This window comes from Skermanella rosea (assembly GCF_016806835.2).
GTDB classification, from domain to species: Bacteria; Pseudomonadota; Alphaproteobacteria; order Azospirillales; family Azospirillaceae; genus Skermanella; species Skermanella rosea.
Map to the genome: position 1 here is coordinate 5,408,198 of NZ_CP086111.1, position 14,966 is coordinate 5,423,163.

14 protein-coding genes, 1 tRNA gene and 1 pseudogene are annotated in these 14,966 nt (G+C 64.3%); 7 read left to right on the forward strand and 9 right to left on the reverse strand.

Annotated elements, in window-relative coordinates:
• Window positions 1-90 precede the first annotated feature (90 nt).
• Entirely contained in the window at window positions 91-852 is a 762-nt protein-coding gene (locus tag JL101_RS25175) for an SDR family oxidoreductase (protein WP_323374688.1), read from the forward strand.
• Window positions 853-920: 68 nt separating this feature from the next.
• Complete coding sequence (locus JL101_RS25180; RefSeq protein WP_203099801.1) at window positions 921-2,828, forward strand: PAS domain-containing protein; 1,908 nt, start codon at window positions 921-923, stop codon at window positions 2,826-2,828.
• 30 nt (window positions 2,829-2,858) lie between these two features.
• On the opposite strand, the gene JL101_RS25185 is transcribed toward JL101_RS25180, so the two are convergent.
• The 4 genes from JL101_RS25185 to JL101_RS25200 are packed head-to-tail and all read right to left on the reverse strand — an operon-like array spanning window position 2,859 to window position 5,375.
• Window positions 2,859-3,848, reverse strand: a complete 990-nt coding sequence (locus JL101_RS25185) for a magnesium transporter CorA family protein (protein ID WP_203099803.1) — start codon at window positions 3,846-3,848, stop codon at window positions 2,859-2,861.
• Complete coding sequence (gene folD, locus JL101_RS25190) at window positions 3,845-4,753, reverse strand: bifunctional methylenetetrahydrofolate dehydrogenase/methenyltetrahydrofolate cyclohydrolase FolD (protein ID WP_203099805.1); 909 nt, start codon at window positions 4,751-4,753, stop codon at window positions 3,845-3,847. The genes JL101_RS25185 and folD overlap by 4 nt, the downstream gene beginning before the upstream one ends.
• The gene (locus JL101_RS25195) at window positions 4,750-5,091 is read right to left on the reverse strand and encodes a DUF167 domain-containing protein (protein WP_203099807.1); all 342 of its coding nucleotides are present in this window, start codon (window positions 5,089-5,091) and stop codon (window positions 4,750-4,752) included. Before JL101_RS25195 ends, folD begins: the two co-directional genes overlap by 4 nt.
• The gene (locus JL101_RS25200) at window positions 5,091-5,375 is read right to left on the reverse strand and encodes a YggT family protein (RefSeq protein WP_203099810.1); all 285 of its coding nucleotides are present in this window, start codon (window positions 5,373-5,375) and stop codon (window positions 5,091-5,093) included. Before JL101_RS25200 ends, JL101_RS25195 begins: the two co-directional genes overlap by 1 nt.
• Before the next feature lie 187 nt (window positions 5,376-5,562).
• Between JL101_RS25200 and JL101_RS25205 the strand changes: the two genes are divergently transcribed.
• The 3 genes and pseudogenes from JL101_RS25205 (at window position 5,563) to JL101_RS25210 (ending at window position 7,323) form a co-directional block, all read left to right on the forward strand.
• Window positions 5,563-5,638, forward strand: a tRNA-Ala gene (locus tag JL101_RS25205).
• Window positions 5,639-5,838: 200 nt separating this feature from the next.
• A pseudogene (locus JL101_RS36940) lies at window positions 5,839-5,934 on the forward strand (DUF6538 domain-containing protein); the annotation flags it as partial.
• A gap of 21 nt (window positions 5,935-5,955) precedes the next feature.
• Complete coding sequence (locus JL101_RS25210) at window positions 5,956-7,323, forward strand: site-specific integrase (RefSeq protein WP_228435152.1); 1,368 nt, start codon at window positions 5,956-5,958, stop codon at window positions 7,321-7,323.
• A 9-nt stretch (window positions 7,324-7,332) separates the two neighbouring features.
• Here JL101_RS25210 and JL101_RS25215 read toward each other — a convergent pair whose 3' ends face one another.
• Together JL101_RS25215 and JL101_RS36945 are read right to left on the reverse strand one after the other, a co-directional pair.
• A complete protein-coding gene (locus tag JL101_RS25215; RefSeq protein WP_203104582.1) occupies window positions 7,333-8,259 on the reverse strand; it encodes a restriction endonuclease in 927 nt (308 codons plus the stop codon).
• The gene (locus tag JL101_RS36945; protein ID WP_203104584.1) at window positions 8,259-8,522 is read right to left on the reverse strand and encodes a YgjP-like metallopeptidase domain-containing protein; all 264 of its coding nucleotides are present in this window, start codon (window positions 8,520-8,522) and stop codon (window positions 8,259-8,261) included. Before JL101_RS36945 ends, JL101_RS25215 begins: the two co-directional genes overlap by 1 nt.
• A gap of 246 nt (window positions 8,523-8,768) precedes the next feature.
• Between JL101_RS36945 and JL101_RS25220 the strand changes: the two genes are divergently transcribed.
• Window positions 8,769-9,080, forward strand: coding sequence for a hypothetical protein (locus tag JL101_RS25220; RefSeq protein ID WP_323374743.1), 312 nt, complete (start codon window positions 8,769-8,771; stop codon window positions 9,078-9,080).
• A gap of 251 nt (window positions 9,081-9,331) precedes the next feature.
• Entirely contained in the window at window positions 9,332-10,069 is a 738-nt protein-coding gene (locus JL101_RS25225) for a hypothetical protein (RefSeq protein ID WP_203104586.1), read from the forward strand.
• An 87-nt stretch (window positions 10,070-10,156) separates the two neighbouring features.
• Here JL101_RS25225 and JL101_RS36950 read toward each other — a convergent pair whose 3' ends face one another.
• From JL101_RS36950 to JL101_RS25235, 3 genes are all read right to left on the reverse strand, one after another.
• Window positions 10,157-10,837, reverse strand: coding sequence for a DUF6538 domain-containing protein (locus JL101_RS36950; RefSeq protein WP_407697357.1), 681 nt, complete (start codon window positions 10,835-10,837; stop codon window positions 10,157-10,159).
• Window positions 10,838-11,101: 264 nt separating this feature from the next.
• Window positions 11,102-11,662, reverse strand: coding sequence for a recombinase family protein (locus tag JL101_RS25230; RefSeq protein WP_203104598.1), 561 nt, complete (start codon window positions 11,660-11,662; stop codon window positions 11,102-11,104).
• Between the two features lie 1,773 nt (window positions 11,663-13,435).
• Window positions 13,436-14,623: a DUF6880 family protein gene (locus JL101_RS25235; protein WP_228435153.1), complete on the reverse strand. Its 1,188-nt coding sequence runs from the start codon at window positions 14,621-14,623 to the stop codon at window positions 13,436-13,438.
• Window positions 14,624-14,966: the final 343 nt, after the last annotated feature.

Here is a 14,966-nt window from a genome sequence, read left to right on the forward strand (position 1 = left end):
GGCAATCCCTGCCACGGTTAGGCGGCCGCGGCGCGGAGGATCGCGCCGGGCAGAGCGACGGCTTTGAACCAAAAGACAAAAATTGGAGGAATGATGCGCCTGGCCAACAAAATCGCCATCGTCACCGGCGCCGGATCGGGCTTCGGCGAAGGCATCGCCCGGACCTTCGCGCGCGAGGGGGCCGGCGTCGTGGTCAACGATCTGGACGAGGAGCGGGGCCGCCGGGTCGCCGACTCGATCTCGTCGGCGCGGGAAGGCGCCGCGATGTTCTTCAAGGCCGACGTCACCGACGACGGCGCGGTCAAGGCCATGGTCGAGGCCGCCGGGGAGCGGTTCGGCGGGCTGGACATCATGGTCAACAACGCCGGCTATACCCATCGCAACAAGCCGATGCTGGAGGTGACCGAGGCCGAATTCGACCGCATCTACGCCGTCAACGTCAAGGCCCTGTTCCTGGCGGCCCGGCACGTGGTCCCCGTGCTGGAGCGGCGCGGCGGCGGCGTGATCCTGACCACCGCGTCGACCGCCGGCCTGCGGCCGCGCCCGGGGCTGACCTGGTACAACAGTTCCAAGGGGGCGGCGATCGTCGCCACCAAGTCCATGGCGGTGGAGCTGGCGCCGCTGAAGATCCGGGTCAACGCGCTGTGCCCGGTGATCGGGGACACCGGCATGATACAGGACTTCATGGGCGAGGACACGCCGGAGCGCCGGCGCCAGTTCACCGCGACGATCCCGCTCGGCCGCATGAGCCGGCCCGACGACATCGCCAACGCGGCGCTCTACCTGGCGTCGGACGAGGCCGAGTTCATCACCGGAGTGGCGCTGGAGGTGGACGGCGGCCGCTGCATATAAGTTTGGTTGCGATGGAGACGGTAGCGGCTACAAGGGTCGGCGTACCGGCATACCGCCAGGAGATCTGAGTGCCGACTTTCGACAATCTTCCCGAGGACGTCGCCCGGCGGATCGCGGACCTGGAAGAGCGTCTGCGGGCGGAAACCGCGGCGCGCCTGCGGGCCGAGGAGGCGGCCGGCGACTGGCGGAGCCGGTACGAGGCGACGGTGATGGCCGCCGGCCACGTCTTCTACGACTGGGACGCGCGGACCGACGGGATGGCCTGGGGCGGCGGCTGCGAGGAGGTGCTGGGCTGGACCGCGGAGGAGCTGGCCGAGGGCGGCCTCGCCCACACCATCGAGCTGATCCACCCCGACGACCGCCCCGCCTTCGAGCGGGAGATCGCCCGCGTCCGCGCCACCCGGACGTCGTTCCACCTGGAATACCGGTTCCGCCATAAGGACGGACGCTGGATGACCATGCAGGACGACGGGCGCTTCTTCTTCGATGCCGGGGGCGAGCCGCTGCGCATGCTGGGATTCCTGGTAGACATGACCGGACGGAAGGCGATCGAGGCGGAACTGCTGCGCCAGACCGCCGAGCTGGACGCGGTGATCGAGAGCATACCCGACGCGGTCTATGTCGGGACCTCGGCCGGCATCGCCCGCTGCAACCGCCGCGCCCTGGACATGCTGGGCCTGGACAGCCTGGAGGAGCTGAACCACCCGGTGCCGGAGCTGGCGGAGATGATCCAGGTCCGCGACGCCCGCACCGGGGTTCCGCTGCGCCCGGAGGAGCAGGCCTTCCTGCGGGCCTTGGCCGGGCACCGCACCGTCCGGGACGTGCTGGTCCGCAACGTCAGGACCGGTCGCGACCTGGTGCTCCGGTCGGCGGCGGCGCCGATCCGGCTGGGCGATTCGATCCTGGGCGCGGTCGCGATCAACACCGACGTGACCCAGGCCAGCGACGACGGCCGCCGGCTGCTGGAAAGCGAGCTGCGGCTGAGGCTGGCGGTGGAGGCCGCCGACCTGGGCACCTGGGTGATCGACCCGGGGAGCGGCACGGTGGAGGCCTCCGAGCGCTGCAAGACCATGCTGGGCTTGGCGCCCGACGCGCGGATCAGCATCAACACCAGGCTGGAGCTGATCGACCCCGATCACCGCAGGGCGGTGAGGGAGGCGCTGCGGCGCGCCTGCGACCCGGAGGGCGACGGGCGCTTCGACCTGGAGTTCCGGGTCCGCTGGCCGGACGGTTCGGTCCGCTGGATCGCGTCGCGCGGCCGCAGCCAGTTCGTCGAGTCGGACGGCGTCCGGAAGGCGGTGCGGATCGACGGCACCGTGCGCGACGTGACCCGCCGCCGCCGCGCCGACGAGCACCAGAAGACCCTGCTGGCGGAACTGAGCCACCGGGTCAAGAACACGCTGGCGATCGTCCAGGCGATCGCCTCGCAGACCCTGCGGCGGAGTTCGAGCCCGGAGGACTTCGTCCAGTCCTTCTCCGGCCGGCTCGGCGCGCTGTCCCGGGCTCACAGCCTGCTGACCGACCAGAACTGGGAGGCGGCCTACCTGCCCGATCTGGTCGCCCAGACGCTGGAACCCTATCGGGCCAACGGCACCGCGATCCACCTGGCGCTCCAGCCGATCGCGCTCAACCCGGCGGGCGCGGTGGCGCTGGCCATGGTGTTCCACGAGCTGACCACCAACGCCGCCAAATACGGCGCGCTGTCGGACCCCGGCGGGAGCCTGGCGGTCGACTGCGTGCTGGAGATCGCGCCGGCGGGCCGCCGGCTGGTGGCCCACTGGGCCGAGACGACCCGGCGCCCAGGCGACAAGGCGGCCCGGCGTCCGGCCGACCCGGCGGCGAGGCGCGGGTTCGGCATGAGCCTGATCGACCGGACGATCTCGGGGCAGCTCGACGGGGAGGTCGACTTCGACTGGCGCCCCGACGGGCTGCTGTGCCGCATGGTGCTGCCGTGGGAGTCCGTGGCGGGGCCGTGAGGACGGCTTGCCGTCCGGGGCCGGAGGCCGCTACAGCCAGCCCTTGCGGCGGAAATAGACCAGCGGCAGGATCGCCGAGACGACCATCAGCAGGAGCGCCAGGGGATAGCCCCAGGATTCGTCAAGCTCCGGCATGAACTGGAAGTTCATGCCGTAGATGCTGGCGATCAGGGTCGGCGGCAGGAACACCACGGCGACCACCGAGAAGATCTTGATGATGCCGTTCTGCTCGATGTTGATGACGCCGAGCGTCGCGTCGAGCAGGAAATTGGTCTGGTGGCTGAGATAGCCCGCATGCTCGCCGAGCGACCGCAGGTCGCGGTTCAGGCTCTTCAGCAGGGCCTTCTGCTCCTTGTCCAGCCGGCCGGCGCTGACCGTCGCCAGGTAGGCCACCAGCCGGTCGAGCCCGGCCAGGCTGTCGCGCACCTTGTTGGTGACGTCGCCGACCCGGCCGATGTCGCGCATGACCTCGCGCAGGGAGTCGGGCTTGCGCGCCCGCTCGCGCGACTTGGCCGGCAGCGGATCGTCGAACACGCGGCGGCCGATACCGTCCACCTTGGTGCCGATCAGCTCCAGCACGTCGGCGGCGCGGTCGACCACGGCGTCCAGCACGCCGAGCAGCGCGCTCTCCGGCCCGGCGATCAGCTCGGGCTGGCGCTGGAGCCGGGAGACGAAGGTGTCGACGCTCTTGGGCTCCACGTAGCGGACCGTGACCAGGTGGCCCGGCGTCAGGATGAAGGTCAGGACGCCCAGGCCCGGATGCTCGGTGTCGGCCCGGGTGATCACGGGGGTGGTCAGGTAGGCGCTGCCGTTCTCGACATAGAGGCGGCTGGAGACCTCGATCTCCAGCATCTCCTCGTGGGTGGGCAGGTCGATGCCGAGGAACCGGGCGATGACGCCCCGCTCCTCCTCGGTCGGATGCAGCAGGTCGATCCAGACGGCGCCGTCGGGCAGGGGAGCGCCGGTCTCCAGCGGCTCCTTGAAGACGCCCGCCTCGGTGCGGCCATAGGCGGTGATCATGGCGCCGGGACCGCCACGCCGTTCTGCCGGCAGGTGGCGGTCAGGGTGTTGAGCAGCAGGCAGGCGATGGTCATGGGGCCGACGCCGCCCGGCACCGGCGTGATGGCGCCCGCCACCCCGGCCGCCTCGGCGAAGGCGACGTCGCCGACCAGCCGCGTCCTGCCCTCGGAAGCCGCGACCGGATCGAGCGAGGGGACCCGGTTGATGCCGACGTCGATCACGGTGGCGCCCGGCTTGATCCAGTCGCCGCGCACCATCTCCGGCCGGCCGACCGCGGCCACCAGGATGTCGGCGCGCCGGCATTCGTCGGCCAGGTCGCGGGTGCGCGAATGGGCGGTGGTAACGGTGCAGGACGCCGCCAGCAGCAGGCTCGCCATGGGCTTGCCGACGATCGACGAGCGGCCGAGCACCAGTGCCCGGCGGCCGGCGAGGTCGTCGCCCAGCACGTCGTTCAGCAGCATCATGCAGCCCAGCGGCGTACAGGGCACCAGGCCGGGCAGCCCGAGCGCCAGCCGGCCCGCGTTCTCCACGTGGAAGCCGTCCACGTCCTTGTCCGGATCGATCGCGGCGATCACCGCCGCCGGGTCGATCTGGGGCGGCAGCGGCAGCTGCACCAGGATGCCGTTGACGGCGGGGTCGCGGTTCAGCCGCTCGACCAGGCCGATGAGCGTCTTCTGGTCGGTGGTGTCGGGAAGCTTGTGCTCGAACGAGCGCATGCCGGATGCCACCGTCGCCTGCCCCTTGTTGCGGACATAGACCTGGCTGGCCGGGTTCTCCCCGACCAGCACGACGGCGAGGCCGGGTTGCAACCCGTGGGCTTCGCCGAGGGCGGCGACCTGGAGGGACAGGCGGTCGCGCAGGCGCCGGGCGAAGGCCTTGCCGTCGATGATGCGTGCCTGGCTCATGGCTTGGAACTTCCGGACGGATCGGTTGGAACGGACAGGGTGGTCAAACGGGTCATGAGGTCGGCGGGATCGCCGGCGACATGCAGGATCTTGTTGCGGTCGGTGGCACCGGCAATCAGCGTGATGGCGGACCTGGGCACTTTCCACTCCTTCGCCAGCAGCCGGACCAGGGCCTCGTTGGCGCGGCCGGACTCGGGCACGGCGGTCACCATCACCTTGAGCACGGCCTGCTCCCGCCCGGCCTGCCCGGCTCCGATCCCGGCCACGGCGTTGCGCGACGCCCTGGGCGTCAGCCGGACGGCGACCGTCACCCCGTCGGCGACCGGCTTGAACGGCATCACACCAGGAACGCGTACTCGCGCAGCAGGTTGCGGATGAAGAAGATCAGCAGGATCACGACGATCGGCGAGAGGTCCAGGCCGCCCAGGTTGGGCAGGATGCGCCGGATCGGCCCCAGCACCGGCTCGGTCACGCGATAGAGGAAGTCGCCGATCACGTAGACCGCTCGGTTGCGGGTATTGACCACGTTGAAGGCGACAAGCCAGCTCAGGACCGCGGAGGCGATCAGGATCCAGACATAGAGCCCCAGAATGGTATCGATCAGCAGGAAAAGAGATTGCATGGTCTACCGGGCCGCAGGACAAAAAAATGCGCTGCACCCTACCCTCCCCACCTGCCTCAGGCAAGCACCGCAAGCCCGCGGGACCGCAAGCATATTTCGACGCAGAACGCTTGACAGACCCGGTTCCGCCCACCATTATCCGGCCCACTCCACCGCGACGGTTGATGGCGGTCCGGGGTTCTGGTGTGGGGCCGTAGCTCAGCTGGGAGAGCGACGCGTTCGCAATGCGTAGGTCGGGAGTTCGATCCTCCTCGGCTCCACCAATCCTGCTTATCCCATTGATCTAGAGGCAAAATCTGCCCTTACGGGGTTGGAGTCCGCCCGGTGTGACACACCCCTGTCGCACACGGCGTCGGCCGAATCGCTGCCATCTCCTTCAAAATCCGCCGTTTCAGCCCGCCCTGGGTGTTGCACAGCCCTGTCGCCCAAGCGGCGTTCCACGGGGCTGTGGCTGCGGGGAGCCGTGTGGCAGTTCCGGACGCGGGTTCCGGCCGGCCTCCAGGCGGTTCTGGGCCGGACCCACATCAACCGATCCCTGAAGACCAGCAGCTACCCCGACGCTATCCGGGCGGCCCGCAGGGTGGCCTTCGAGATCGAGCAGGAATTCGATGCGGCTCGCGGGGGCATCGGAAGCGACCGGGCCCACGCCGCCAGCAACAGGACTAGCTTGTCGCCACCAGCCCCCTCGGTGACGGCCGACGCCGTCCTGCCCGGTTCCACCGGCCCAGCCATCCATATCGACCTCGACGCCCTGGCCAACCGCATCGCCGAAAAGCTCCAGGCACCCCAACCGCCAGCCACGGAGGCAGCTATGCCCACTGCTGGGCCCGCTAAGGCGAAGACTATCCAACAGGTCTACGACGCTTATATGGCCGACCCTGGCGTCATCCGGTCCGGCAAGACCGTCCTGGCCTACGAGACCGTGTTCGGGCTGCTGATCGAGATCATCGGCCAGGACACGCCATTGTCCGACATCGGCCGGGAGACCTGCCGCGAGGTCATGGACACCCTCCGGTGGCTGCCGCCCAACTCAACCAAGCGGTACCCGAACCTGACCGCCCGTGAGATCGCCCAGAAGGCCCGCGATGCCGGCAAGGCGTCCGGCCTCAGCCCCGCGACGGTGAACGGCTACATGACGAAGCTGTCCGCCCTCCTAACCTGGGCGGTCAACGAGGGGTTCATCGACCGGAATCCGGCGAAGGGCCTTGGCGTCGTGGACACCACCAACCGCAAGGACAAGCGGCAGCCGTTCACCCCGAAGCAGCTTCAAGCCATCTTCACCGCCCCGCTCTACACCGGTTGCCAGGACGACGACTACGGCTACGCCAAGCCGGGAGACGCCCGTCCCCGGCGGGGACGCTTCTGGGTGCCGTTGATCGGCTTGTTTGCGGGCATGCGGCTCAACGAGATCTGCCAGATGAACACCGAGGATGTCCGGGTGATCGACAGCACCCTGTGCTTTGTTGTCACGGCCGAGGCGATCAAGGGGACCGACGACAAGCGGCTCAAGACCGGCAGCAGCGAGCGGGTCATCCCGGTCCATCCGATGTTGCTCGCGGCGGGATTCGAGGACTACGTCAGCGAGCAGCGGCGGAAGAGGAACGCCAAACTATTTCCGGAATTAACTCCAGCGAAAACTGGATACTACTCCGACATTTTCTCGAAGTGGTTCCGCCGCTTCCTACAAAAGACGGGAGCGTCGGCTGGCCGGACTTGCTTCCATAGTTTCCGCCACAATTTCCGCGACGCTCTCCGGGAGGCTCGGGTTGACCGTGAACTTGCCCTCGCCCTTGGCGGTTGGGCTGGCGACAACGGCGACATGGGCTCTGAAAGTGCCGAGTTCTACGGCCGGGGGTTCCGGGCATCGACCCTTCTGGAGGCAATCTCCAAAGTCAGCTACCCAGAACTGAACCTTGGCCACCTGCTGATTGCCCCATCCCCGGCATAGGCCCGACTGCTATTCGAAGAAGTCCTCATCCACCCGCTTGATATGCAGGGTCTCCTCGATCCGGCACCCGACCTCGTGACGGATCATCAGCTTGGCCAGTTGGATGCCGTCGATCAACACGATGCGGGTGCCGAGCCGGTCGGCCGTCTCTCGGGCCGATGTGGTGAAGGTGGAGGTGGTGACGAACAGCCCCTTGGTCGCCTTGAACAGATTTAGGCTGCCGAAGAAGTCGCGGATCGCCCCCGCCCCAACAGTGTTTCCATCGGCGTACCGTTTGGCCTGAACATAGACCCGGTCCAGCCCAAGCGGGTCCTGGTCGATGACGCCGTCCATACCGTCGTCGCCCGACTTACCTACTAGGGCCTTGTCGAGATCCGTCACGGACCCGCCGTATCCCATAGTAACCAGCAGGCGGACTACGGTCTTTTCGAAGAAGGAGGGCGTACCGGACCGCACCCGCTGGAGGATCTCCTCCGCCAACGACGCCTCAATACGCACGTGGGCTTGCCGCATCACCTCATCGGGGGTTAGGGGACTCTCAGCAACCGGCAGCACGACCTCGGCAATATCGGCAGCTTCGGCCGTCCCAGCCTCGCCGTCGCGGAAGCTCTTGAAGCTCGGGAATTGCTCTAGAAACCGGATAGTAATTCGCTCCGGTGGCGACTTCAGCACGTCCCGGCCCACCGGGGTGATGCGGAAATGTGCCCGCCGCGTCAGGTCCACCAGCCCGGCTTTAGTCAGATAGCTCTTCGCCCAGTGAACCCTGTTGGCGAAGGTCGTCTGACGGCCTGACGGCAGAAGGTGGGCTCGTTCCTCGTCCGTCAACGCGAACGCGTCGGCAAGCTGGTCCACCACGTCGCCGATGCGGACCTCGCCACCACTGGCGGCGGTCTTCAGCACGGGGAGCATCAGGGTCTGGAAATCGGGAATAGCCATCAGGTCGGCTCCACGCGTCGCAGCGTCAAAAAATGTTCGTTCTGGTCCAGCCATGCTCTTCTGGCCTTGCGGTCCGGCAGTATGGTTCCGACCAGCCGAAAGAAGGACCGGTCCTGGTTGCTGTGCCGAAGGTGGCAGAATTCATGGCCTCTGTCGGTACGGCCGCCCGCCGCGTTATGCTTGCCGCAGGCTGTACCGAATGTCCGGGACGCTGGCCAGCCGAATTGACGATTTCCTATGCCTCCTGAATGCAAAAATCGCATGGCTCTCCTATGAATCTATGTGGAATTTGCATTCTCAAACTGGAATGCAGAAACACGTGGCTGATCAAGCCGAGTCATGCAAATGACGCATAGATCTGTCCGCTAGGGCTATGTTCGCTTGCACAAGCGATTTTAGGGCTATCGCTAAAGGTGTTTCAGGTCCGCAGGAGAGCCGGAAGGAGTCGTTGGAGATTCTAGTGGTGCCGAGATAGGGGATGCAACTGGAGCAGCGTCAACTTCCAGGACATCGTGCGGGAACTCAAGACCAGGGGCATGACGCTTAAAGCGACAGAGCAGCCCATCGACACTGCGTCCACCGTGGGCAAGGCATTCTTGGATATGTCATTGATTTTGGTAGAATCTGAGGCGATCCTCAGGAAGGAGCGGCAATTTGAAAGGATCACTCGGGCCAAGGCCGAAGGCACCCACACGGGCCGCAAGGCGACGCTGGACTTCCATGCGATCAAGACTCTGAAGGCCCAGGACGTGGAGGAAAGCGAGATCGCGAGGAAGCTCGGGTTTTCTCGCGGCTTCGTCTATCATCTTTTCTCTGCGTGATCTATCGGAGGAGGGTAGGATCTTCGGACCCGGCCCCCTGAGAAAATCCCGGCTTCCTTGAGAGGCGTTGGGGTGTCCGCGTGAAAAAATGCAACTCAGGTTCCAGGCCTCTTGGGCTTGCCTAGGCTTCCTTCAGAACCCTTCACGATCGTCGTCGCCCTCAAGGTTCTACAAGGTTCATGCCCGGGCGGGTCCGGTAACACCGGTGTCCTTTCAGCGTTGTTCAGGCTCTACCCTACCCCAGGAATCCCATGATCTCCCGATGCCCCCTCTGGCCCTCGCTGGTCTTCTTCGTCTGTTTGATCGTCCTCCCAGATTTCGTCGCCGCCCAGACCCCGCCTCCGCCGCCCTTGGCGGAAACTGATCTGCTCCGCCGACAGATTGAGCTTCAAGAAGCCTTCCAAGACCAGCTTCTCGACGCCGTTTGGGCCACCCTGGCCACCATGGCCGGGATCGTGACGCTGGTTTCGGCCATCGTGGTCTTCGCCCAATCCCGGCTGTCGAGCGAACGCGTCAAGGCTATCGAGGACAGCCTCCGGAACCACATACAGGCCGAGACCGCCGAATTGGATCGTCGGCAGGCCCAGAGGCTCCAGGACGCCGTCGCTGCCCAGGAAGAGCGGCTGACCAAAGCCGCGTCAGAGACTGTCACAAAGCGGCTGATGCCCATCCATATAAAGACCGACAGAATCAGTGACCTTCAGTACTCCCTGCTTGAACTTCAGATCGAGCGGGATATCGAACGGGGCGTCACAGAGGCCGCCTTGAACAATCAACGGGAGTTGCTCGCTCTTGTCATCGGACGTGGAGAGCCCTGGAGGATACATAAAATCCTAAAAGAAATAATTACGAACTTCAATAAACCCGACGGGCGTATTAATATCCTCGACAAGGACCTCTGGTTCGATGTTTTGAAAAAGCTGGGACCGGACTATGCGGGAGATCGGGCAGCCCTGATCAAGCTGCTCGACGAGAGATCAGTGTCCTGACGCCTCACAGCCTCGGCTTGCAATCCATCGCTGATGCCTCCGGGGCCACGACGCCGTGGTTCCGGCATAGTTTCGTGACTGCCTGGACTAGATCGGGCGATGCATTGGGCTGGAGGACGACCTGTCGCCAGGGTCGGCCATATAAGCGTCGTAGACCTGTTGGATAGTCTTCGCCTTAGCGGGCCCAGCAGTGGGCATAGCTGCCTCCGTGGCTGGCGGTTGGGGTGCCTGGAGCTTTTCGGCGATGCGGTTGGCCAGGGCGTCGAGGTCGATATGGATGGCTGGGCCGGTGGAACCGGGCAGGACGGCGTCGGCCGTCACCGAGGGGGCTGGTGGCGACAAGCTAGTCCTGTTGCTGGCGGCGTGGGCCCGGTCGCTTCCGATGCCCCCGCGAGCCGCATCGAATTCCTGCTCGATCTCGAAGGCCACCCTGCGGGCCGCCCGGATAGCGTCGGGGTAGCTGCTGGTCTTCAGGGATCGGTTGATGTGGGTCCGGCCCAGAACCGCCTGGAGGCCGGCCGGAACCCGCGTCCGGAACTGCCACACGGCTCCCCGCAGCCACAGCCCCGTGGAACGCCGCTTGGGCGACAGGGCTGTGCAACACCCAGGGCGGGCTGAAACGGCGGATTTTGAAGGAGATGGCAGCGATTCGGCCGACGCCGTGTGCGACAGGGGTGTGTCACACCGGGCGGACTCCAACCCCGTAAGGGCAGATTTTGCCTCTAGATCAATGGGATAAGCAGGATTGGTGGAGCCGAGGAGGGGCATGGAACGGCCTCTACTGCTGGAGGTGCCCCAATTGTCCAACGCTTGTCGTCGGCGTGTCGAGATGTCGGGTGATGGATGGCGGCTGGCTTATGGTCCCTGCACCAGGAGCGAGGGCGGAGATCGACGTGCCTCCATCCGTCGTTGTGGATCCGCAGCCCTGATCGATTTTCCTGGGTTGGGTCACCCGAAGCGTCGTCCGCGACAGGCGTCCGATGGCCGAGCACCGGATCCTGGCTCAGCCTTGCCGGCCTGACCGCCAGCTAGTCATGCGGTCGTCCTCGCCTCTCGCAAAGCCCTGAACACACTCGACCGGCTGATTGCCAGCTTGGCTGCGATCTCGGCGGGGCGGGCACCGGCCCGGTGGAGGTCGATCACCTCACTGAACCGTCGCTGGGCCGTTGGAGCCCGGCCGCGATACTTGCCCGCAGCCTTCGCCTGGGCGATGCCGATCTTCTGCCGCTCGAGCAGCAGCCTCCGCTCGAACCCGGCGACCGCAACGACGATCTCGGCGATCATCCTGCCAGTCGGACTGGTCGTGTCGATCCCGAGATCCAGGACGCGGATCGCCACCTTCTTCCGCTCCAGTCGGTCGAAGACTTCGCAGAAGTGGGCAGTGCTACGGCAGAGCCGGTCCAAGCGGGTGACAATCAGAACGTCGCCGTCACGGACGAAGTCGAGACACGCCTCAAGCTGCGGTCGGGATCCGACTGCGGACACCTGCTCCTGGAAGATCCTCTCGACACCTAGCCGGCGGAGTTGTTCGACCTGATCGTTGAAGCCGGCGGCCTGATCGATGGTTGATGTGCGGGCGTATCCGACCAGCATGGGGGTCCCAGTTCCACATGATCCTAAAATGCAGTGGAACACAGTGCCAAAATGGGTCAAGGAAACCCATGTGGTACTCCGGCGGCCAGTGTCGCATCGGTAGAGGCTATTGGAACTCGACCTGAGTTGGCGGGCCGGTCTGGACAGCGGCGGTAAGCACGATCACAGCGGTGATGTCGGGCACGAGACCACATGCCTCCGCCCTGGCCGCGCTGCGCGCGGCCAGGAGAGCCACTGTGATGGCAGAGAAGACAGAGGCAGGGTCATGATGAAGTGCTGGCTAGGCAAAAATCTGAGGCATCCAGGAGCATGCCCTGATTCCGACCTCTTCAATGTTCTGCGGAAATCCCTTAGTCAATATCGGCGAGAACCTGCGGTCGATGATTAAAGGATCACCGCGGGCCTGTGATCATTGTCAATGGAGCGGCTTGGGGAATGTCATGGCCTCACGGGTGCCGCTAACGGGTGGACATGGCAAGCAAGCGGAATAAGCCTCACTCCTGACAAACAACATTAGGGGGGGTAAATGTGCTACTATGTAAACATAGTAACACAATCCCCTCCAGCCCTAATCCTGTGTATCAGGTGCGAAGCTCAACCGTAAACCGCAGCCTTCAGCCGTGTATACGCTCGGGCTTCGCCCGGAACGTGATCTGGTCGGTCACAACCGTCGTCACTCCATCGATACTAGGCGTGCGTCGCTCGCGGGAGCGAGCGACCACGCGGTTCGTCGCTCATCGGACCGTGCGAGCAAGCTCGCCCAGTCCGCTTCGCTTGAACCATATTGCTCCGCAAGGGGAAACCGGAAAGATCAGGCTGAGCGATGACTCACGCGATGATCCGGTTGCCAACCATATCGATTTGGGCCGGAGGCCCGGTCGTTGCTCTTCGTTCGCTCCATGACGCAGGGGCCGCTGCGCGGCCCCTGCGTAGTTGTCTGTTCGTTCACCAATCCGATTTCTGGGGTGAAGGCCGGTCGTTGACCCAATCCAGGATCGGGTGCCGTCGGGACGTTGACGTGGCCCTGGTCAGCCGATACAGGGGCCGCTGCGCGGCCCCATCGTTGATCCCGCCGTGGAGGACAAGGAAGGCACCATGGCCAGGAAGCCCAAGCCAGTATTGGAGCGGATCATGGCGGCAATCCAAGCCCCACCGGGAGGCACCGAGCCCGACGCCTGCTGGACCTGGATCGGGCGATTCGAAAATGGACAACCGGTCATCAAGGTTGCGGGCCAGCGGAAAGCCGTTAGGCCGATAGTCTACCGATACGCATACGGTAACCCGCCGCCGTCCCGCTTTGTCGCCTATCCGCGGATCAAACTGAGATGCGGCAATCCGGCATGTGTGCGGCCGGATCACATGCAGCTGAAAACCGATGCTGATAGGGAATTAAGGGAAATTGTCGCTGAACTACACAGGACTGCCCGTCAGCAACTCGCCCGTGATCCCAGCAATCCAAAGCTACAGCGGATGGCCATGCCCTGGTTCATCAAATGGAGGGCCGGCAAGATCCTAGCCGACCGACAGCGGCACCGCGAGGCCGCTACCAGTGAACCCGTGCGAGACATACTTCGCCAAATCTGGCGGCGGCCAGTGCCATAGTCCGTAGCAGACTGGTGACCGAGACGTAATAGTGGAAATGGGCCGGGTCCAGGAATGGGTAGCCACACCGGCGCCCCGCGGGGCGCCGGTGTGGCCTAAAAAGGCATGTCCCATCCGATTTGGTGAATGAAATTGTGATTGTCGTACTCACACTCTAATAGGCACATTTCATCAGGCTCGCGACTGTCGTCGAGGCTTTTCCTCCAACAACGGCCAGAACGCAGACTTCCGCCCATGCTGCTGCCGAAGCCGATCCACGACGGCGGCGTGATCCTCATGTCCTTTCCAGTTGGTTACCGCCTCTGCAATCTGACCCGCTGAGAGCACATCTTTTGCCGCGTAGGAGTAGTGCTTTGAGCGAGCCTCCTTGAGCACTGCCTCGGCCATCACCCGGTAAAGCACCACCGCCGCCAGCGGCTGATCGGTGGCGAGTTGTTTGGCGATTGGACGAAGATCATGGTACCAACGGCCATCAATCTCGGGCAGTCGCTTCAGAATGATCTGTCCGGCCACGGCTGTCGCACCAACGCCGACGGGGAATTGAAGAGCGGCGAGTACATCCTCGTGCTGGACGGCAGTTTCGGTCGCCCTCACCGTCGCCGCATGGGCAGTTTCAGCAGGGAGATGCCGCACATAGTCGCGGAAGTGCTCCAGACTGAGCTTTCTCACCACCCAGTCCCATCGCACCGCCTGGGCGTCATCCTGACGATCAAGAGCCGTCAGAGCGGCGATGCGGATGTTGACCGTACTCTGTTCACCGCCCAGCCCTCGACCATCCCATCGATCAAGCCATTGCAATGCTTCAGCGGGGCGTCCCGCCTTCAGCATCCGTGCCGCAATCTCGATTGCACGACGCTCCGCGAATCCGGTCTGCTCGACCGTCGCGACAAACGCGTCCGGATCGCCTTTGGCATCGGCGATCTGGATCAGTCCGCGAATAAGCCGATTCGTATCGTGATCGATCTGGTCCGTCGTTGAGCCTCGGGTGGGCGAACTGAGTTTGCCGCGGATCAACTGAGTGAGTGCGTCGAGGCCCTCCGGACCCAGAGCATCAACGAAGGCAGGGATGATGCCATCTTTCAAACCGTAGTTGTTATGCTCGAACTCGTGCAGCACGACACCGGCAAGAGCTTCCGGCCGGCGGTCGCGAACGCCCGACCAGACCCGTCCCCAGTCCTGGACGGCAAGGTGGAACACGTCGCCGATACTGCCACTGCTGTCGTCCGCTCGCCCGTAAACCCGGTCGCTGGCATGAATGAAGTCGGCGAGAAGATCGGCGGCGGGAGTACGGAGGCAGGCGTTTGAGCACCAAGTGGGTACGGAACGAATTGTTTCCGTACCTACTTTTCCTTCAATCAAATCAACGATTTATACGCCTTTGAGTACGGAGAGCATTATTTTTAGAAATTAATATATAAAGAAGAGACACACATCTAAGAAGAAAAATGTAGGAACTGACAGAGAGTTTGAAAGGAGGTTACCGCGTACTCCCGTACTCGCCCGAACTGGGTGCGAAGTCGAAAACCCAGAAACTACGCGGGTTTTCGGGCTTCGCACCGTTGCCAACGCTGAGAACGGAACGCGGCATCGAACATTGGATTACGAGGATCAAGCTGTCAATTTATATTTTAGATTATCCAAATCTCACGTATACATACTCATGCTTCTAGTGATCCAGTGGCGAATTTTCGTATTGAACTTC